Below are 17980 nucleotides of genomic sequence, written 5' to 3' on the forward strand. Positions count from 1 at the left end.
CCATGTCGTCCGAGGTCATCCTCAGCGCCCGTGGCATCGGCAAGACCTATGCCCAGCCGGTACTCGGCGGCGTGGACCTGGAATTGCGCGCCGGCCAGGTGCTGGCGCTCACCGGGGAAAACGGCGCCGGCAAGAGCACCCTGTCCAAGATCCTCTGTGGCCTGGTGCAGCCCACCACCGGTGAGCTGAGCTTCCTCGGCCGCCCCTATGCACCGGGTAGCCGCCGCGAAGCGGAAGCCCAGGGTGTGCGGATGGTCATGCAGGAGCTCAATCTGCTGCCTACCCTCACCGTGGCGGAAAATCTCTTTCTCGACCGCCTGCCCCGCCGTTTGGGCTGGATCGACCGGCGCCAGCTGCGCGAACAGGCGCGGCTGGCCATGGCCCAGGTCGGTCTGGAGTCCATTGATCCCGACACCCCCATCGCGGAGCTCGGTGTAGGTCACCAGCAGATGGTGGAAATCGCCCGCAACCTGATCGGCGATTGCCGGGTGCTGATCCTCGACGAGCCTACCGCCATGCTCACCTCCCGCGAGGTGGAGCTGCTGTTCGAGCAGATCGAGCGCCTGCGCGCCCGAGGCGTGGCGCTGGTCTACATCTCCCATCGCCTGGAAGAACTCAAGCGTATCGCCCAGCAACTGGTGGTGCTGCGCGACGGCCGCCTGGTGGCCGATGCGCCCATGGCGCACTACGGCATCGACGAGATCGTCAGCCTCATGGTGGGTCGCGATCTTGGCGAACACCTGGACATGGGCGAGCGCCGCTTCGGGCCACCGCTGCTGGAAGTCCAGGGCCTGAATCGCGCGGACAAGGTGCGCGACGTCTCCTTCAGCGTCCGCGCGGGCGAGATCTACGGTATCTCCGGCCTCATCGGCGCCGGTCGCACCGAATTGCTGCGCCTGATCTTTGGTGCCGACCGTGCCGACTCCGGCGCGGTGCGCCTGGCTGGCAAGCCGGTCGACCTGGGCTCGCCGGCCAAGGTGGTGCGCCAGGGCATCGCCCTCATCACCGAGGATCGCAAGGGCGAAGGGCTGCTTCTCAGCCAGCCGATCAGCGCCAATATCGCCCTCGGCAATATGGCCAAGGTCGCCCGGCAGGGCGTGGTCAGCGGCGCCCGCGAGGCAGCCCTGGCCGAGCGCCATATCAAGAGCCTGCGCATCCGCTGCAACGATGGCACCCAGCCGGTGGGCGAGCTCTCCGGCGGCAACCAGCAGAAGGTGGTGATCGGGCGTTGGCTCGAACGCGACTGCCAGGTGCTGCTGTTCGACGAACCCACGCGCGGCATCGACGTCGGTGCCAAATTCGAGATCTATGGCCTGCTGGCCGAACTCACCCGCCAGGGCAAGGCCCTGGTGGTGGTCTCCAGTGACCTGCGCGAGCTGATGCTGATCTGCGATCGCATCGGCGTGATCTCTGCCGGGCGCCTGGAAGCCACCTTCGAACGCCATGACTGGGATCAGGAGCGGCTGCTGGCCGCCGCCTTCGCCGGCTATCGCTCGCGCGAAGCCCTGCTGGAAGAACCTGTCCCGCCGCAACCCCTTTCTCAGGAAGCCATTCGATGAGCAGCCTTCCCGTCACCTCTTCCCGGCGTGCCTTCGGCCTGGGCCTGGGCACCTACATCGGCCTGGCCGCTGCCCTGCTGGCCATGATCGTGCTGTTCTCCCTGATGAGCAGCCACTTTCTCTCCTACGCCACCTTCACCACCCTGGCCAACCAGATCCCCGATCTGATGGTGCTGGCGACCGGGATGACCTTCATCCTGATCATCGGCGGCATCGATCTCTCGGTGGGTTCGGTGGTGGCCCTGGCCGCTGCCGTGGTCAGCGTCGCCACCCTGGAGTGGGGCTGGGGCATCCTGCCGGCTGCCGCCCTGGGCATGCTCTGCGCGGCCCTGACCGGCACCCTCACTGGCAGCGTGACCGTCGCCTGGCGCATCCCGTCCTTCATCGTCTCCCTGGGCGTACTGGAGATGGCGCGTGGTGTGGCCTACCAGCTGACCGATTCGCGCACCGCCTACATCGGCGATGCCTATGCCTGGCTGTCGACGCCCGTCGCCTTCGGCATCTCGCCGTCCTTCGTCATCGCGCTGCTGGTGATCGTGGTCGCGCAGCTGCTGCTGACCCGTTCGGTGCTCGGCCGCTACCTGATCGCCATCGGCACCAACGAGGAAGCGGTCCGCCTCGCGGGGATCAACCCCAAGCCCTACAAGATCATCGTCTTCGCCCTGATGGGCCTGCTGGCGGGCCTGGCCGCGCTGTTCCAGATATCGCGCCTGGAAGCCGCCGACCCCAATGCCGGCGTCGGCCTGGAACTGCAGGTGATCGCCGCCGTGGTGATCGGCGGGACCAGCCTCATGGGCGGCCGTGGCTCGGTGATCAGCACCTTCTTCGGCGTGCTGATCATCTCGGTGCTGGCCGCGGGCCTGGCCCAGATCGGCGCCAGCGAACCGACCAAGCGCATCATCACCGGCGCGGTCATCGTCGTCGCGGTGATCCTCGACACCTACCGTAGCCAGCGCGCCAAGAGACAGGGCTGATGGCGACCATCAAGGATGTCGCCGCGCGCGCCGGCATCTCCTACACCACGGTCTCCCATGTGGTGAACAACAGCCGCCCGGTGAGTCCGGGCGTGCGGGAAAAGGTCGAGGCGGCCATCGCCGAGTTGGGCTACGTGCCCAGCGGCGTGGCCCGCTCACTGCGCAGCCGCGCCACCGGCACCTTTGGCGTGCTGGTGCCCAATGCGGTGAACCCCTATTTCGCCGAACTGGCACGCGGCATCGAAGATCACTGCGAGCGCCAGGGCTACAGCGTCATCCTCTGCAATTCCGATGACGATGCGGACAAGCAGCTGCGCTACCTGCGAGTACTCAAGGAGCGACGGATCGACGGTCTGGTGGTCGCCACCGTGGACGGCGATCCGCGCTTCGCCAGGGCCCTGGCCGGCCTGCGCATCCCCCTGGTCCTGGCCGACCGGCCACTGGAAGGCGTCCAGGCCGCGCACATTCGCGTCGATCACCACCAGGGCGGGCTGCTCGCCACCCGCCATCTGCTGGAACTCGGCCACCGCCGCATCGCCTGCATTGGCGGCCCTGGCGACTCTCCGGTCGCCAGCGAGCGTATCACCGGCTACCAGCAGGCCCTGGCGGACGCGGGCGTGCCAGCAGGTACCATCCGGCGCTGCCCCTTCACCGCCGCCGCCGGTCATGCCGCGGCGCGCGAGCTGCTGGCCCAGCAAGAGGGTCCGACCGCGATCTTCGCCGGCAACGACACCATCGCCCTGGGCGTGCTGCGCGCCGCCGCCGAACACGGGCTCAGCGTACCCGGCCAACTCTCGGTAGTAGGCTTCGACGACATCGAACTCAGCCGCTATCTCTACCCTGCCCTGACCACCATCGGCCAGTCGATCCGCGACCTCGGCGAGCGCGCGGCCCAGTTGCTGCTGGCGCGACGCGAGGCGGTCGGCAGCCCTTCCACCCACGACATCGCCGTACCCCGGCTGGTGCTGCGCGAATCCACCGCGGCGCCCCCTGCTCTGGAGACCTCCCATGCACCCTGACGTCGTCGTCATCGGCAGCCTCAACATGGATCTGGTGGTGCGCGCCCCGCGCCTGCCCAAGGGCGGCGAGACCCTCGCCGGCCATGACTTCACCACGGCGCCTGGCGGCAAGGGCGCCAACCAGGCGGTCGCGGCTGCGCGCCTGGGCGCCCGGGTCGCCATGATCGGCTGCGTCGGCGCCGATCCCTATGGAGACTTCCTCACCCGCAGCCTGGTCCAGGAAGGCATCGATTGCCGCGGCGTGTCGGTGGCCGCCGAGGTGCCTACAGGCATCGCCTCGATTCTGGTGGACGACCAGGGCCAGAACGCCATTGTCATCGTCGCTGGCGGCAACGGCGAGCTGTCCGCCGCGCACCTGGAAGAACAGGCGACGCTGCTCGACCAGGCCAAGCTGGTGATCGCCCAGCTGGAGGTTCCGCTGGCCACCGTAGGCGACGCCCTGGCCCGCGCTCATGCCCTGGGCAAGACGGTGATCCTCAATCCAGCACCTGCCACGGGGCCGCTACCAGCCGACTGGTACGCCCATATCGACTATCTGGTGCCCAACGAAAGCGAGGCCAGCCTGCTCACCGGCCTGCCGGTGGACGATCTGCAGCAGGCGGAAGCGGCTGCACGCCAGCTGGTCGCCGCCGGCGCCCGCCAGGTGCTGCTGACCCTGGGCGGCCAGGGCCTGCTGCAGGTCAGCGCCGACAGCTGCCGTCACCACCCGGCCACTCCGGTCAAGGCGGTGGACACCACCGCCGCCGGCGACACCTTTCTCGGTGGCTTCGCGGCAGGTCTCGCCGAAGGCCTGAGTGTCGATGAGGCCATCGCCCTGGGCCAGCAGGCAGCGGCCATCGCCGTTACCCGTCCTGGCGCCCAGCCCTCCATCCCCACTCGCCAGGAGCTCGCCCGGTGAAAAAGACGCCTTTGCTCAATATCGCCCTGTCCCAGGCCGTCGCCAGTCTCGGTCATGGTGATCTGGTGGTCATCGGTGACGCCGGCATGCCCGTGCCGCCCGGTACGCCGCTGGTGGACCTGGCCGTCACGCCTGGCGTGCCCGACTTCCTCAGCGTCCTGCGCGCCCTGCTCAGCGAGATGCAGGTGGAAAGCCATCTGCTCGCCGAGGAGTCCCTCGCCGCCCAACCGCCCGCGCTGGCTGAACTGGAGCGCCTGACCACGGAGGGCGCCCTGGGTACTCGGCACCTGGTCTCCCATGCGGAGATGAAGACCCTGTGTCGCCAGGCGCGGGTCCAGATCCGCACCGGTGAATGCCAGCCCTATACCAACCTGATCCTGGTCGCCGGCGTGGCCTTCTAGCCTGCCGCGGGCAGCAACAGACGCTGGGTTGCCAGCAGCTCCAGGGGCCGGGCGAAGTGATAGCCCTGGGCATGGCGCGCGCCCATGTCCTTGAGCAATTGCAGCGCCTGGGCGTCCTCGACACCCTCGGCGACCACATCCAGCCCCAGGGACTCGGCCATGCGCACGATGGCGCGAACGATGGCGACACTGCGATTGCTTTCCGCCAGGCGCAAGACAAAGGACTTGTCGATCTTGAGGCCACGAAAGCGATATTCGTGGACGTAGCCCAGCGACGAAAAACCTGCGCCGAAATCATCCAGCACCACCGAGACGCCCTGGCGGTCGAGGGCCTCCATGGTGGCCTTGGCCCGCTCAGGCTCGGCCACCAGGGCGCCCTCGGTCAACTCCAGGCAGATGCGCGAAGGTGCCACGCCATGCGCCGCCAGGATGCCCAGCACCTCGTCGGCGAATTCCGGCCGCACGATGCTGTAGCTGGAGCAATTGACGTGCACCACCGGCCAGTGGGCCTGGGCGGGCTCGGCCAGGATGGCGGCGATCCGCGTCAGCATGTAGGTATCCAGGCGCCCGATCAGGCGCAGCCCCTCCAACTCGGTCAGGAAAGCCGCGGGGGCCAGCACGCTGCCGTCAGGCTGACGCCAGCGGATCAGTGCTTCCAGCGCCGCGACCCGCCCGGTCCCCACCTCCACGATGGGCTGGAAGAACGGCTCCAGCTCGTTGCCGTTCTTCAGCGCCTTGCGCAGTGCCCCCTCACGCACCACCTGGTCGGACACCACCTGGCGCAGTTCCTGGTTGAACACCGCGAAGTTGTCGCGCCCACCCTGCTTCACCCGGTACATGGCCGTGTCGGCATCGCGCAGCAGGTCGTCCGGCTGCCGATGCAGCGCGGGATCGGCAACCACGATGCCGATGCTGCAGGAGGCGAACAGACTGTGATCGTCGAACACCAGGGGGCGATCGAAGGCCTCGATGATGCGCTGGGCGATGGCCACCGGCGGTTCCAGACCGCCGCCAGGCACCAGAATGGCGAACTCGTCGCCGCCCAGCCGCGCCAGCAGGTCGGTGTCCCTCAGGCAGCTGGACAGGCGCTCGCCGGCTGCGATCAACAGGAGATCGCCAAAGGGGTGGCCGAACTGATCGTTGATCCTCTTGAAGCGATCCAGATCGAGAAACATCACCGCCAGGCCCGTCCCCTCGCGCTCCAGGGCCGACCAGTGCAGACTCAGGCGCTGCTGGAAGAAGCTGCGATTGGGCAGCCGCGTCAGGGCGTCATGATTGTTCTCGTACAGCAGCCGGGCGTTGGCCTCGTCCAGCGCCCGGGTCCGTTCCTGTACCCGCACTTCCAGGGCATGGCGGGACTGCTGGATCGCCTCGGCGGCGCTGCGCCGTGACAGCGCGGTGTCGATATGGCGCGACACGAACGTCAGCAATTCCTGATCGCGTCGGCTGTAGTAGACGTCTTCTCGATAACTCTGTACCGCCAGCACGCCACGAACGTGCTTGCCATCGTAGAGCGGGATGCCCAGCCAGGACCAAGCCTCAAAGGTACCCGGCACCGGGGTGATTTCTCCCTGGGCGACCAGCAGGCGAGCCTTCTGCCGATCGATGAGACAGGGCCGCCGCTGGCGGATGGTGTATTCCGTGTAACCCCGGCTGCCACGCCGGGCGACCGGCGCCGTGGCGCGGCGCTCGTCGGCGAAATAGGGAAAGCTCACCTCACCCGACGCGTCGTCGTAGAGTGCGATGTAGAAGTTGTGGGCGTAGAGCAGTTCACCGACCACCTGGTGCAGACCGCCTAGCAACTCGGGCATGTCCGTGCTGGCGCTGGAGAGTTCGGCGATGCGAAACAGGGCGGCCTGCAGTTGCTCGGCGCGCTCGCGTTCGGCGATCTGTTCGCGCAGCCGGGCATTGACCTCGGACAGTTCCTGGGTGCGCTGCCCTACCGTGGCCTCCATATCCTCGCGCCGAAGGATGCGATCCAAGGCCATGGCCACGTCGCGCGCGATCACCTGGAACAGCGCCTGGTCCTCGCTGCCGTAGCGCCGCTCACGGTCATAGACCTGCAGGCTGAGCACGCCGAAGGTGCGATCGGTGCCATCCTTGAGCGGGATGCCCATCCAGAATTCGGGGACCGATCCCTGGCAATAATAGGGACCCTGTACCTGAGCGGCTTCGATGGCCTCCTTGGGCAGCAGCAGGGGCACCCCGTGCATGAGCACATAGGCCGTCAGGGAGGGGCGCGTCCGGTCCATGAGCTCGAAGGAGCCTGGCTCTGGCGGGCTTTCATCGCGTTGGTCGAAATAATAGGGATAGTGGATCTGCTCCGAGTCGACATCCTGTAGCGCCAGGCAGAAGTTCTCGGCGTCGATCAGCGTCACCAGCAATTCATGGGTGCGCCGCATGAACAGCTGACGATCCACCGTCGAACTGGCCAGGTAGGTAATATCATAGAGCACCTGCTGAACGGCCTGGGCGCGCTGCAGTTGTAGCTGTTGCAGGACGAAGCCGAACCTGAGGGCCAGGGCGGCGAAATCGGTATGACCGTCAGGGCGCGCAAGGAGCCAGCCCAGGGGCGTCGGCCCGCCTCCCGTCGGCTGGCAGCTGGCCCCTATCTCGGCGCGACGCTGAGTCAGCTCATCGTCATCGAGGACCTGCGGCCAGTCGCTGGCGCCGCTGCCCATGGCCATGCGCGACCAGTTACCCCGCCGCTGATACCAGGCCCAGTCGGCATCCGCTGTCGCCATGCGCAGCTGCGCGATGATCTCCTCTACCTCCAATCCAGGCGCATTCGGATCCGGCCAGCTTCCTTCTGGCGAACGTTGCAGCCCCGGTAAGCGCGCGTCCAGCTGCTGCTTCTCAGGCACCTTCATGCTGACTCCTTCCCTTGCACTTTTCGAATCCTGACACAGAAGCCAGTGGGCCCGGCAAGTTAGGGGTGAACGGTTTACCTGGGGGTGCGAACGGCAAAGATATGACTAAACCAAAAAAATCCGCGACAAGACTTGTACAGCAAAAGGAATCTTGTCCAATAAAACGCCCTGCCAGATACCCCGTTGCCGCTGCGCTTGTAGAACAAACAGTGGCCTACCTTTCCATCGATCCGAAAGGCCACCACGCAGCGAATCTATGGCTAGAGAGAAGCCACTAATAAGCAGACAGATCGCAATCTGGCGGGGCCTTCCAGCCCGTTGTCGCCTCTCTTCAAGAGCAGGAGTTTTTCATGACCGCTTCCAAAAAAGACAACCTCATCGACTGGCTGCGCGACGCCCATGCCATGGAAGAACAGGCCGAGAAAATGCTCTCCGCCCAGGCCTCGCGACTGGAGCATTATCCGCAGCTGCGCCAGCGCATCGAGCAACACATCAAGGAAACCCAGGAACAACGCCAGGTGCTCGAAGGCTGCCTGACCCGCCTCGGCAGCAGCGCCTCTACGCTCAAGGACATGGGCGGCAAGTTGATGGCGCTGGGCCAGGCCATCGGTGGCGCGCCCATGAGTGACGAAGTCATCAAGGGCGCCATTGCCGGCTATGTCTTCGAGAACATCGAAATCGCCACCTACACCACATTGATCGCTGCCGCTGCAGAGATCGGTGACACCGAAACGCAGCAGGCCTGCGAACGCATCCTCGAACAAGAGAAGGCCATGGCGGCCTGGTTGCTGGACGACCTGCCCGTCACCACCCGAGCCTTCCTGGAACGCTCCGCCGACCCCGATTTGACCGCGAAGCGCTGAATCGCCCGTGCTCTACCCGTGACTAGCCCCTGGAGGTTACATGTTCGTCCATAACAAGCGACTGCAATATACCGTGCGCGTGTCCGAGCCCAATCCCGGCCTTGCCAACCTGATGCTGGAACAATTCGGCGGTCCCCAAGGCGAACTCGCCGCCGCCATGCGCTACTTTACCCAGGCGATAGCCGAGCTCGACCCGGGTCGTAAGGACATGCTGTTCGACATCGCCACCGAAGAACTCAGCCACCTGGAAATCATCGGCTCGATGATCGCCATGCTGAACAAGGGCGCCAAGGGTGACCTGGCCGAGAAAACCCAGGAAGAAGCGGACATGTATCGCTCCCTGACCGGTGCTGGCAACGACTCCCACCTCACCCAGATTCTCTATGGGGGTGGTCCAGCCCTGACCAATTCGGCTGGCGTACCCTGGACCGCGGCCTACATCGACACCATCGGTGAACCGACTATCGATCTAAGGTCCAACATCGCCGCCGAAGCGCGGGCCAAGATCGTCTACGAACGCCTGATCAACGTCACCGACGACGCGGGCATCAAGGACACCTTGAGCTTCCTGATGACGCGCGAAATCGCCCACCAGAAATCCTTCGAGAATGCCCTGCACTCCATCCAGCCCAACTTTCCCCAGGGCAAGATGCCGCCGCGTCCGGAGTTCGCCAGCGTCTACTACAACATGTCGCAAGGCGAAGGCGATCTGCGCGGTCCCTGGAACCAGGGTCAGGATTGGGAATACGTGGAGCAGCCCGGACCTGCCGTGGATGGCGGCGACGGCATGGCCAGCGTCAAGCTGCCGCCCATGCAGGCCAAGGCGGTGGAGCAGCTCGCCACCCGGACCATGTCGGATCCCGAAGCCGCGCCGGTGACCGGTGCCGATCTGGGCGCTGGCCTGGCCAAGCAGCTCGACAAGAACCGCCTGGACGAGTGATGTATAGGCGGCGACGCCTTTAGGCGTCGCCGCCTTCTCCCCGCGCTGACGACCTTCCGTCGGCCAATCCGCCCTACCCCCTCTTTCGCACGAACCTGGCCATTTGCCATCGGTCCTACCGCTCTCATCGTAGTAGGGAACCCCTGATGGAAGATTATCTGCTGGCCTTCGCCATGGTCGCTCTGACCGCCCTGTTCATAGGTCTCACTACCGTCGGTCTGGTGGAATTCACCTGATGGCGTTTTGCCGCTTTTAGCGCTGAACATTTGCCCCGCGGCGCAGTCTGCCGCTGTGCATTGATGCCATCACGTCATCTTGACGTAGCCAGGGACGCCACCATGAAACGCCACGCTTACGCCTTAGCCTTCGTTGCAGCCGTCGTATGCAGTACCCCCGCTTTCGCCATGGACCAAGATGCCCTGCAGTTCGAGCAGGCCAGCATGCTTGCGTTCAAGAGTTGCGCGAACAAGGCGGTCATCGCCGGTACCCGCATCGGCGACACCGCACGCTTCTCCGATACCGACAGCTGTGTCGACCAGGCCCTGTCGCAGGTCGAGCCCGCCTACCAGAAGGCGCTGACCTCCCTGCGAAACAACGGTACCGCACGACGCTGCCTGCAGACCTACTACAGCAATTGGCTGACCCTCATGAAATCCCTGCCGGCGCTGCAGTCCAAGCCGCCGTCCTCGGTACTGCTGACCGCCAACGGTGGCGAGCGGCGGCTCAACCAGTACTGGCAATTCGTGGTCAGCGCACGCTGAACCCAGGCGCGCCAGCCTAGGGGAGCACTGCTCCCCTTTTTCATTTCAGCCAATGGCGACATGGCCCGGTTGCGCTGCGACCCGGCCCAGCCAGGCGCTGATCGCCGGAAAATCGTCCAGCGCAAAGCCGCCCTCCTCGGCCACATGGGTATAGGCATAGAGCGCGATATCAGCGATGGAGTAGCACTCGCCGACCAGGAAAGGCGTTCGCTGCAACTGCTGCTCCATCACTGCCAGCGCCCGGTAACCACGCGTCAGGCACTGTCGATGCTCGGCTCGACGCTCCTCTGGCATTCCCTGGTAGAGCTGGATGAAGCGTGCCACCGCCACATAGGGCTCGTGACTGTACTGTTCGAAGAATTGCCACTGCAGCACCTGGGTCCGTAGCCGCGGCTCGCGGGGCAGAAAGGTCGTGCCTTCGGCCAGGAAATTGAGGATGGCGTTGGACTCCCACAGGCAGGTGCCGTCTTCCAGTTCCAGTACCGGAATCTTGCCGTTGGGATTCTTTGCCAGGAACGCCTCGCGCTGGGTTTCACCGGCGAGGATATCGACCTCGTGCCAGTGATAGTCCAGCCCGAGCAGGTGCAGCATCAGCACCACCTTGTAGCAGTTGCCGGAACGACGATCGCCATAGACCTGATACATCTCACAGCTCCTTGTTGGTAGGGGTGGCGTCCCGAATCACATCGGCCAGGCGCGCCAGGCCGGTATCCAGCCGCGCGGGCAGCACATGACTGAAATTGAGTCGTAGCAGGCCAGGGTGTCGATCCGGATCGGCGAAGAAGGGCTCGCCCGGCATGAAGGCGACATCCTGTGCCAGCGCCCTGTCCAGTAGCGTACGGGTATCCAGTGGCGTTTTCAGTCGCAGCCAGAAAAACAGGCCACCCTGGGGTAGCTCCCAGTCGGCGATATCGCTGAAGTGTCGCGTAAGCGCCGCGGCGAAACCGTCCCGGCGCTCGCGATAGAAATTGCGCAACTCGGCCAGGTGCCGCTCATAACGCTCACTGCCCAGCCACTGCAGCACCTGCCATTGGCTCATGCGGCAGGTATGCAGATCGGCGGCCTGCTTGAGGGCTCTTAGCGGCTGGAGCAGGTCGGGTGAGGCGATCAGATAGCCCACCCGCAAACCAGGCATCAGCGACTTGGACAGACTGCCGGTATGGATCCAGGCGCTGCGCTTGAGCTGAGCGCACAGCGGCCGCGCCGGTGCGCCGTCGTAGCTGAGTTCGCGATAGGGCTCGTCCTCGACCAGGGTCACCGCGAATTCATCCAGCAGCGCCGCCACCGCCGCGCGATTGGCCGTGGAATAACGCACGCCGGAGGGATTCTGGAAGGTCGGGATCAGATAGGCGAACGCTGGCCGCTGCTGCTCCAGGCGTTCACGCAGCTCCTCCAGATCGAGTCCCTCGGAGGTCAGGCTGACACCCAGGCACTCGGCGCCAAAGAACTGGAAGCTCTGCAGGGCCGCCAGGTAGGTAGGCCCTTCCACCAGTACCGGGGTGCCGACGTCGAGGTACAGCTTGGCGATCAGATCCAGCGCCTGCTGTGAGCCCGTGGTCACCAGCACCTGTTCCGCCGTGCAGTCCAATCCATAGGCACTCGCCTGGGCGGCGATGGCCTCGCGTAGCGCCGGCTCACCCTCGCTCATGCCGTACTGCCCAAGCCCGGGTGGCATTCCGCTCCAGTCCACCGTGGGGAGACAGCACTCAGCCGGCAGGCCACCGGCGAAGGACATCACCTCCGGCCGCTGTGCCGCCGCCAGGATGTCACGGATCAGGCTGCTCTTGAGTCGGGTCACCCGTTCGGAAAATGCCATCTGCCCTCCTGTGGCCTGCGGCCTGGCAATGAGTCAAACTACTTGACCGACCCTAATCCACCCTTGAAAGACAAGTCAATATGCTTGACCTAAATCAGACCACCCAGCAGCGCCTGGTCATGGAGACCTTTTTCTTCGGTTACCAGGCCTTCACCGCGAAGGCCGACGACATGCTGGCCCGCCGCGGACTGAGCCGAGTGCACCAGCGCATCCTGTTCTTCATCGCCCGCGAACCCGGGCTGAGCAACAAAGCCTTGCTGGAGGTGCTCAACGTCAGCAAGCAGGCGCTGAACATCCCGCTGCGGCAGTTGCTGGAGATGCAACTCGTGATCATGGAGACGGATACCGCGGACAAGCGTAAACGGCGGCTGTCGCTGACCCGTGGCGGTGCGGCGCTGGAACAGACCCTGAGACGGGAACAGATGCGGCTGGTGCAAGCAGCGCTGGGCGCGGTCGGCCCGGACGCCGCCGCGGGCTGGCTGGCGTTCAATCAGGCCTTGGCCGGCCATCACGATACCGCGGCTGTTAGCCAGGACAGTTGAGAACACCTGGTCGATCATGGAGAACTGTATCGGTCGTTCGCGGCCTTGGTGTACGGATACCGTCTGTCGACGCCTGGCTAAGCTGGCGCAAAGCCCAGGAATGTCCTCATGACCGTCGAACTGCTCTCTGCCTTCATGCTCTTCGCCTTTGTCTCCTCCGCCACGCCGGGACCCAACAACATGATGCTGCTGGCCTCAGGGGTCAACTTCGGCTTCCGGCGTACCCTGCCGCACATGTTCGGCATCAGCCTCGGTCATATGCTGCTGGTCATCTGTACCGGCCTGGGCCTGGGTCAGCTGTTCGTGCTCTATCCACCCCTGCAGATCGCCTTGCGGGTGATTGGTGGCGCCTACCTGCTCTATCTGGCCTGGAAACTGGCTACCGCGTCAGCACCCACACCACGGGAGACAGGTAGCGGCAAGCCCTTCGGCTTCTTTCAGGCCGCGGCCTTCCAGTGGGTGAATCCCAAAGCCTGGGTCATGGCCATTGGCGCCGTCACCGCCTATATCCCGGCCGAGAACTTCACCGCCAACCTGTTGCTGGTCGCCGTGCTCTTCGCCCTGATCAACCTGCCCAGCGTCAGCCTCTGGACGCTGTTCGGCATGGGCTTGCGGCGGCTGCTCAGCAGTCCTGCGCGACTGCGATTGTTCAATTGGAGCATGGCGCTGCTGCTGGTACTGTCCCTTTACCCTATCCTGTTCGGCCATCACTGAGGCTCGCCATGCACGCAGCTCCGCAACGGCTGACACCTCTGGCCGATAGCTCACCCGCCGCCGTGGTCGCCGGTTTCGTCGCCATGCTGGTGGGCTACACCAGCTCCCTGGTGCTGATGTTCCAGGCCGGTCAGAACGCCGGCCTGAGCTCCGGACAGATTTCCTCCTGGATCTGGGCGCTATCCATCGGCATGGCCGTGACTACCATCGGCCTCTCGCTGAAGTACCGCACCCCCATCGTCATCGCCTGGTCGACTCCGGGCGCCGCCCTGCTGGTCACCAGCCTGCCGTCGGTGCCCTACAGCGATGCCATCGGCGCCTTCGTGATCTGCGCGGTGCTGCTCGCCCTCTGCGGCCTGACCGGTAGCGTCGACCGCCTGCTGCGCCGGGTACCGCCAGCGCTCGCCGCCGCCCTTCTGGCAGGCATCCTGTTTCGCATCGGCATCGAGATCTGTACTGCGGTCCAGCACCAGACCGCACTGGTACTGGGCATGGCCCTCGCCTATCTGGTGGCCAAGCGGCTGTGGCCGCGCTATTGCGTGCTGGTGGCCCTGATGGTCGGCCTCATGCTGGCCGCCGGGCTGGGGCTGCTGGATTTCCAAGGCTTGCGGCTGGAGCTGGCCGTCCCGGTATGGACCGTGCCGACCTTTTCCCTGGCTGCCACCATCGGCATCGCCATCCCGCTGTTCGTGGTGGCCATGGCCTCCCAGAACATGCCCGGTATCGCCGTGCTGCGTACCGATGGCTACGACGTACCGGCTTCGCCGCTGATCGCCACCACAGGGATCGCTTCACTGCTACTGGCCCCCTTCGGCTCTCACGGCATCAACCTGGCGGCTATCAGCGCCGCGATCTGCACCGGCCCTCAGGCCCATGAAGATGCCAGCAAGCGCTACACCGCCGCGGTCTGGTGCGGCCTCTTCTATGGCATGGCCGGTCTGTTCGGTGCCACCCTGGCGGCGCTGTTCGCCTCCCTGCCGGGCGAACTGGTAATCTCGGTGGCCGCTCTGGCCCTGCTGGGTTCCATCATGAACGGCCTGCACGGCGCCCTGGCCGACCCTGGCCAGCGCGAACCGGCGCTGATCACCTTTCTGGTCACTGCCTCGGGGCTGACGCTGGCCGGCATCGGCTCCGCCTTCTGGGGTCTGGTGGCCGGTCTTTTGGCCAGTTTGCTACTCACCGCACGCCGCTAGGAAACCTCAGCCCCTCCTGACCGGTCGGAACTGGATCCTTCACGTCAGGAGAACACCATGTCCCGTACCAATCGCCAGTTCCTGCTCGCCAAGCGCCCGTCCGGAGAACCCACCGCCGACACCTTCGAGCGCGTCGAGCAGCCAGTCGGCGAACCCGGCGCCGGTCAGGTGCTGATCAAGAACCTGTTTCTCTCTCTCGACCCGGCCATGCGTGGCTGGATGAACGAAGGCAAGTCCTATATCAAGCCCATCGGCATCGGCGAGGTCATTCGCGCGCTGGGCGTGGGTGAGGTGGTCGCATCCAACCACCCGGATTTCAAGACCGGCGACACGGTCAACGGCATGCTCGGCATCCAGGACTACTACCTCGGCGACCCCCAGGGCTTCTACAAGGTGGATCCCAGCAAGGCCAGCCTGCCTCAGTATCTCTCGGTGCTTGGCATGACCGGTCTGACCGCCTACTTCGGTCTGCTGGAGGTCGGTGAGCCCAAGGCTGGCCAGACCATCGTGGTCTCCGGCGCTGCCGGTGCGGTGGGCAGCATGGTCGGCCAGATCGGCAAGCTCAAGGCCTGCCACGTAGTGGGCATCGCCGGCGGCGCGGAAAAGTGCCGCTATCTGATCGAGGAATTGGGCTTCGACGCCGCCATCGACTACAAGGCTGAGCCGGATCTGGCTGCTGCGCTGCGTCGCGAATGCCCCAACGGTATCGACGTCTATTTCGACAACGTCGGCGGCGAAACCCTGGATGCGGTGCTGACACAGATCAACTTCCGCGCGCGGGTGGTGCTCTGTGGCGCCATCAGCCAGTACAACAGCGACAAGGTCCAGGGCCCGCAGAACTACCTGGCGCTGCTCAGCAACCGGGCACGCATGGAAGGTTTCATCGTGCTTGACCACGCCGCTCGCTACGCCGAAGCCCAACAGCAGCTGGCGATCTGGCTGGCCGATGGTCAGCTCAAATCCCGCGAGCACGTAGTGGAAGGCCTGGATACCTTCCCCGAGACCCTGATGAAGCTGTTCTCTGGCGAGAACTTCGGCAAGCTGGTTCTCAAGGTCTGAACCAGGCGTCGGAAAATCGTCACGAGCGGGCCGCTTGGGCGGTCCGCTTGGGTAAAAGACGTCAACTTACAGACGGCCACTGGCCAGCATATCGCTAAGTAGTTGATTTCATTGATTCTCCTGAGCTGGCACGGTTCTCGCTGTAGCGAGGCTATCGGCCAAGGAGAACAGGCATGGTCCCGCCCTCATCCAACACCATCAATCTCGATCGCGCGCGTCAACAGCGTAACGCCAGTCAGGCTGCCTTCAGCCGCGAAAGCAACCCTGAGGTCCTTGGCACGCTACGCCAACGCCTGACCTCCATGCTGCAGTCGTCCCTGGATCTCGAACGGGTGCTGCAGCTCTTCCAGCAGGAAGTGGGCACCCTTATCGAGCTACCCGGACTCAGCTACCGCCATGCGCGAGAAGACGTGGCCATCCGCCTCGGTCTGGAAGAAGGTCCTCAGGTGCACTACCACCTGAGCCAGGGTGACATCCGCCTGGGCGACCTGAGCTTCATCCGTCACGACCCGTTTCGAGACAACGAACTCTCGGCCCTGGAATACCTGCTCGGCAGCCTGATGTTTCCCCTTCGCAACGCCCTGCTCTATCGAGAGGCCTTGAACAATGCCCTCCGCGATCCTCTGACTGGCGTCGGCAACCGCAGCGCCCTGGATCGTGCCCTGGTACGCGAACTTGAGCTGTCACGGCGTACCCAACAGCCGCTGTCGCTGCTGATGCTGGATCTGGATCACTTCAAGCGCGTCAATGATCGCTTCGGCCACAGCGTGGGTGACGATGTGTTGCGCCAGACCGCCTGCACGCTCGGCAACAGCCTGAGAAGCATGGACATGGTCTTTCGCTTTGGCGGCGAGGAATTCTGCGTTCTGCTTTCGGCCACCGGCCATGAGGCGGCGCAGATCGTGGCCGAACGTCTGAGGGCGGCAGTGGAGACTCAGGGTACGACGGATGGGGCCATTCCACTGCCGGTGACGCTGAGCATCGGCCTGGCGACCTTGAGAGAGGTTGAGTCGCCGCGCTGCCTGGTGCTGCGTGCGGATCGAGCCCTCTACCAAGCCAAGGCCGAGGGCCGCAATCGCCTTTGCAGCCTGGCCTGAAGGTCGCCTGTAGCCAGGCGACCGTTATTGCTTAACGGCGACCGCCCTTGCCAGTACCGCCACCGCTGGGCCCACGACGCGGGGCGATGCCCGGCGAGGTACGGCCCTTGCTGACCGGCTTGCGGCCCATCTCGCTGGGCCGTTCGGCCACGGCAGAGCCTTGGGGCTTGCTGGTTTTGCTGGTCTTGTTGCGCGAACCCCGACCGGCATCGATCGGCCGCGCGGTCTTGCGCTGCTGACGCTCGATCTTTTCCTTGGTCTTGCCCCCCATGGACGGGAGCGCTACCGGTGGCAGGCCGACTTCGCCCGCGAGGATGTCGATCTCCGCCTGGTTCATTTCGCGCCAGCGTCCAACCGGCAGATCGCTGGTCATGAACACCGGACCGAAACGCACGCGCTTCAGACGGCTCACCACCAGGCCCTGGGATTCCCACAGCCGGCGTACTTCGCGGTTACGACCCTCCATCACCACGCAATGGAACCAGTGGTTGAAGCCATCACCCTCAGGTGCCTGCTGGACGTCGGTGAAGCGCGCAGGACCGTCTTCGAGGATCACCCCGTTCTTCAGGCGCAGCAGCATCTCTTCGGTCACCTCGCCACGGACCCGTACCGCGTACTCACGGTCCATCTGGTAGGACGGGTGCATCAGCCGGTTGGCCAATTCGCCATCGGTGGTGAACAGCAGCAGGCCGGTGGTGTTGATGTCCAGGCGACCGACGTTGATCCAGCGACCCTGCTTGGGCTTGGGCAATCGATCGAACACGGTAGGCCGACCTTCGGGGTCGTCACGGGTGCAGATCTCGCCTTCGGGCTTGTTGTAGATCAGCACACGCCGTACCACTTCCTCGGCCTGATCGCGCTTGAGCAGGCGCCCGTCCACCGCGATGGCGTCCTTGGGCATGACCCTCAGACCCAGGGGGGCGACCACCCCGTTGACCTTGATACGGCCTTCGCCGATCCAGGCTTCGACGTCGCGACGCGAGCCAACGCCCAGGCGCGACAGCACCTTCTGCAGCTTTTCGCCGGCTGGCGCAGGTGGGGTTTCGTCGAGGGATTCGTTTTGGAGATTCTTGTCGAGGGTCATCAGGCACCTCCCGGTGTAGTGGACGACAAAGGCACCGCGGAACGGGCACCAGGAAAAAGACAGGGGCGCATGATAGCGCCCCTGCTCGCGCCAGCCTAGCGAGTGTGGCGTCTCAGAAGTTGACTGCACAATCTTGGCGGCGCTTTTTCGGCTTTGGCGGCGTTGCCACTCCTCGCCATAGCCCTGCTAT

17 protein-coding genes are annotated in these 17980 nt (G+C 64.9%); 13 read left to right on the top strand and 4 right to left on the bottom strand.

The annotated features are described in order from the left end of the window. Positions 1 to 2: 2 nt before the first annotated feature. From ACWPW1_RS11975 to rbsD, 5 genes are read left to right on the top strand one after another with little or no spacing between them, the layout of a single operon-like run. Positions 3 to 1559 (top strand): sugar ABC transporter ATP-binding protein, encoded by a 1557-nt coding sequence (locus ACWPW1_RS11975; RefSeq protein ID WP_323148513.1) that lies wholly within the window; start codon positions 3 to 5, stop codon positions 1557 to 1559. Further along, positions 1556 to 2533 carry an ABC transporter permease gene (locus ACWPW1_RS11980; protein ID WP_454253017.1) on the top strand — a complete coding sequence of 326 codons (978 nt, stop codon included), beginning with the start codon at positions 1556 to 1558 and terminating at the stop codon, positions 2531 to 2533. Before ACWPW1_RS11975 ends, ACWPW1_RS11980 begins: the two co-directional genes overlap by 4 nt. Continuing rightward, the gene (locus ACWPW1_RS11985) at positions 2533 to 3552 is read left to right on the top strand and encodes a LacI family DNA-binding transcriptional regulator (protein WP_454253018.1); all 1020 of its coding nucleotides are present in this window, start codon (positions 2533 to 2535) and stop codon (positions 3550 to 3552) included. The genes ACWPW1_RS11980 and ACWPW1_RS11985 overlap by 1 nt, the downstream gene beginning before the upstream one ends. Beyond that, positions 3542 to 4450, top strand: a complete 909-nt coding sequence (rbsK, locus tag ACWPW1_RS11990) for a ribokinase (protein WP_313649676.1) — start codon at positions 3542 to 3544, stop codon at positions 4448 to 4450. The genes ACWPW1_RS11985 and rbsK overlap by 11 nt, the downstream gene beginning before the upstream one ends. After that, entirely contained in the window at positions 4447 to 4851 is a 405-nt protein-coding gene (gene rbsD, locus ACWPW1_RS11995; RefSeq protein ID WP_271654938.1) for a D-ribose pyranase, read from the top strand. The genes rbsK and rbsD overlap by 4 nt, the downstream gene beginning before the upstream one ends. Here rbsD and ACWPW1_RS12000 read toward each other — a convergent pair. Continuing rightward, a complete protein-coding gene (locus tag ACWPW1_RS12000; RefSeq protein WP_454253019.1) occupies positions 4848 to 7721 on the bottom strand; it encodes a sensor domain-containing phosphodiesterase in 2874 nt (957 codons plus the stop codon). The genes rbsD and ACWPW1_RS12000 overlap by 4 nt on opposite strands. A gap of 350 nt (positions 7722 to 8071) precedes the next feature. Here ACWPW1_RS12000 and ACWPW1_RS12005 point away from each other — a divergent pair, with 350 nt between their 5' ends. From ACWPW1_RS12005 to ACWPW1_RS12015, 3 genes are all read left to right on the top strand, one after another. Next, positions 8072 to 8584 carry a ferritin-like domain-containing protein gene (locus tag ACWPW1_RS12005; RefSeq protein WP_323149140.1) on the top strand — a complete coding sequence of 171 codons (513 nt, stop codon included), beginning with the start codon at positions 8072 to 8074 and terminating at the stop codon, positions 8582 to 8584. A gap of 40 nt (positions 8585 to 8624) precedes the next feature. Then, positions 8625 to 9524, top strand: a complete 900-nt coding sequence (locus tag ACWPW1_RS12010) for a manganese catalase family protein (protein ID WP_059314969.1) — start codon at positions 8625 to 8627, stop codon at positions 9522 to 9524. A gap of 404 nt (positions 9525 to 9928) precedes the next feature. Next, the gene (locus ACWPW1_RS12015) at positions 9929 to 10285 is read left to right on the top strand and encodes a hypothetical protein (RefSeq protein WP_059316882.1); all 357 of its coding nucleotides are present in this window, start codon (positions 9929 to 9931) and stop codon (positions 10283 to 10285) included. Between the two features lie 45 nt (positions 10286 to 10330). Here the strand turns inward: ACWPW1_RS12015 and ACWPW1_RS12020 are convergent, their stop codons facing one another. Further along, positions 10331 to 10930: a glutathione S-transferase family protein gene (locus tag ACWPW1_RS12020; protein ID WP_059314970.1), complete on the bottom strand. Its 600-nt coding sequence runs from the start codon at positions 10928 to 10930 to the stop codon at positions 10331 to 10333. A 1-nt stretch (position 10931) separates the two neighbouring features. Next, the gene (locus tag ACWPW1_RS12025) at positions 10932 to 12101 is read right to left on the bottom strand and encodes an aminotransferase-like domain-containing protein (RefSeq protein WP_454253020.1); all 1170 of its coding nucleotides are present in this window, start codon (positions 12099 to 12101) and stop codon (positions 10932 to 10934) included. 80 nt (positions 12102 to 12181) lie between these two features. Here ACWPW1_RS12025 and ACWPW1_RS12030 point away from each other — a divergent pair, with 80 nt between their 5' ends. From ACWPW1_RS12030 to ACWPW1_RS12050, 5 genes are all read left to right on the top strand, one after another. Further along, positions 12182 to 12643, top strand: a complete 462-nt coding sequence (locus ACWPW1_RS12030) for a MarR family winged helix-turn-helix transcriptional regulator (protein ID WP_059314972.1) — start codon at positions 12182 to 12184, stop codon at positions 12641 to 12643. 108 nt (positions 12644 to 12751) lie between these two features. Then, positions 12752 to 13357, top strand: coding sequence for a LysE family translocator (locus ACWPW1_RS12035; RefSeq protein WP_059314973.1), 606 nt, complete (start codon positions 12752 to 12754; stop codon positions 13355 to 13357). Positions 13358 to 13365: 8 nt separating this feature from the next. After that, entirely contained in the window at positions 13366 to 14550 is a 1185-nt protein-coding gene (locus ACWPW1_RS12040) for a benzoate/H(+) symporter BenE family transporter (protein WP_454253021.1), read from the top strand. A gap of 57 nt (positions 14551 to 14607) precedes the next feature. Then, a complete protein-coding gene (locus ACWPW1_RS12045) occupies positions 14608 to 15609 on the top strand; it encodes an NADP-dependent oxidoreductase (RefSeq protein ID WP_059314975.1) in 1002 nt (333 codons plus the stop codon). A gap of 173 nt (positions 15610 to 15782) precedes the next feature. Then, positions 15783 to 16706 (top strand): GGDEF domain-containing protein, encoded by a 924-nt coding sequence (locus tag ACWPW1_RS12050; protein WP_454253022.1) that lies wholly within the window; start codon positions 15783 to 15785, stop codon positions 16704 to 16706. Positions 16707 to 16737: 31 nt separating this feature from the next. On the opposite strand, the gene rluB is transcribed toward ACWPW1_RS12050, so the two are convergent. Beyond that, positions 16738 to 17790: a 23S rRNA pseudouridine(2605) synthase RluB gene (gene rluB, locus ACWPW1_RS12055; RefSeq protein WP_059314977.1), complete on the bottom strand. Its 1053-nt coding sequence runs from the start codon at positions 17788 to 17790 to the stop codon at positions 16738 to 16740. Positions 17791 to 17980 lie beyond the last annotated feature (190 nt).

Source organism: Pseudomonas sp. Marseille-Q7302 (assembly GCF_965111925.1).

Bases quoted from the DNA above. Each gene is read 5' to 3' on its own strand.
- ACWPW1_RS12000 (WP_454253019.1), bottom strand. From the start codon at position 7,721: ATGAAGGTGCCTGAGAAGCAGCAGCTGGACGCGCGCTTACCGGGGCTG.
- ACWPW1_RS12020 (WP_059314970.1), bottom strand. From the start codon at position 10,930: ATGTATCAGGTCTATGGCGATCGTCGTTCCGGCAACTGCTACAAGGTG.
- ACWPW1_RS12035 (WP_059314973.1), top strand. From the start codon at position 12,752: ATGACCGTCGAACTGCTCTCTGCCTTCATGCTCTTCGCCTTTGTCTCC.
- ACWPW1_RS12040 (WP_454253021.1), top strand. From the start codon at position 13,366: ATGCACGCAGCTCCGCAACGGCTGACACCTCTGGCCGATAGCTCACCC.
- ACWPW1_RS11985 (WP_454253018.1), top strand. From the start codon at position 2,533: ATGGCGACCATCAAGGATGTCGCCGCGCGCGCCGGCATCTCCTACACC.
- rluB (WP_059314977.1), bottom strand. From the start codon at position 17,790: ATGACCCTCGACAAGAATCTCCAAAACGAATCCCTCGACGAAACCCCA.
- ACWPW1_RS12015 (WP_059316882.1), top strand. From the start codon at position 9,929: ATGGACCAAGATGCCCTGCAGTTCGAGCAGGCCAGCATGCTTGCGTTC.
- ACWPW1_RS12025 (WP_454253020.1), bottom strand. From the start codon at position 12,101: ATGGCATTTTCCGAACGGGTGACCCGACTCAAGAGCAGCCTGATCCGT.
- ACWPW1_RS11975 (WP_323148513.1), top strand. From the start codon at position 3: ATGTCGTCCGAGGTCATCCTCAGCGCCCGTGGCATCGGCAAGACCTAT.
- ACWPW1_RS12045 (WP_059314975.1), top strand. From the start codon at position 14,608: ATGTCCCGTACCAATCGCCAGTTCCTGCTCGCCAAGCGCCCGTCCGGA.
- ACWPW1_RS12005 (WP_323149140.1), top strand. From the start codon at position 8,072: ATGACCGCTTCCAAAAAAGACAACCTCATCGACTGGCTGCGCGACGCC.
- ACWPW1_RS12030 (WP_059314972.1), top strand. From the start codon at position 12,182: ATGCTTGACCTAAATCAGACCACCCAGCAGCGCCTGGTCATGGAGACC.
- rbsK (WP_313649676.1), top strand. From the start codon at position 3,542: ATGCACCCTGACGTCGTCGTCATCGGCAGCCTCAACATGGATCTGGTG.
- ACWPW1_RS12010 (WP_059314969.1), top strand. From the start codon at position 8,625: ATGTTCGTCCATAACAAGCGACTGCAATATACCGTGCGCGTGTCCGAG.
- ACWPW1_RS11980 (WP_454253017.1), top strand. From the start codon at position 1,556: ATGAGCAGCCTTCCCGTCACCTCTTCCCGGCGTGCCTTCGGCCTGGGC.
- ACWPW1_RS12050 (WP_454253022.1), top strand. From the start codon at position 15,783: ATGGTCCCGCCCTCATCCAACACCATCAATCTCGATCGCGCGCGTCAA.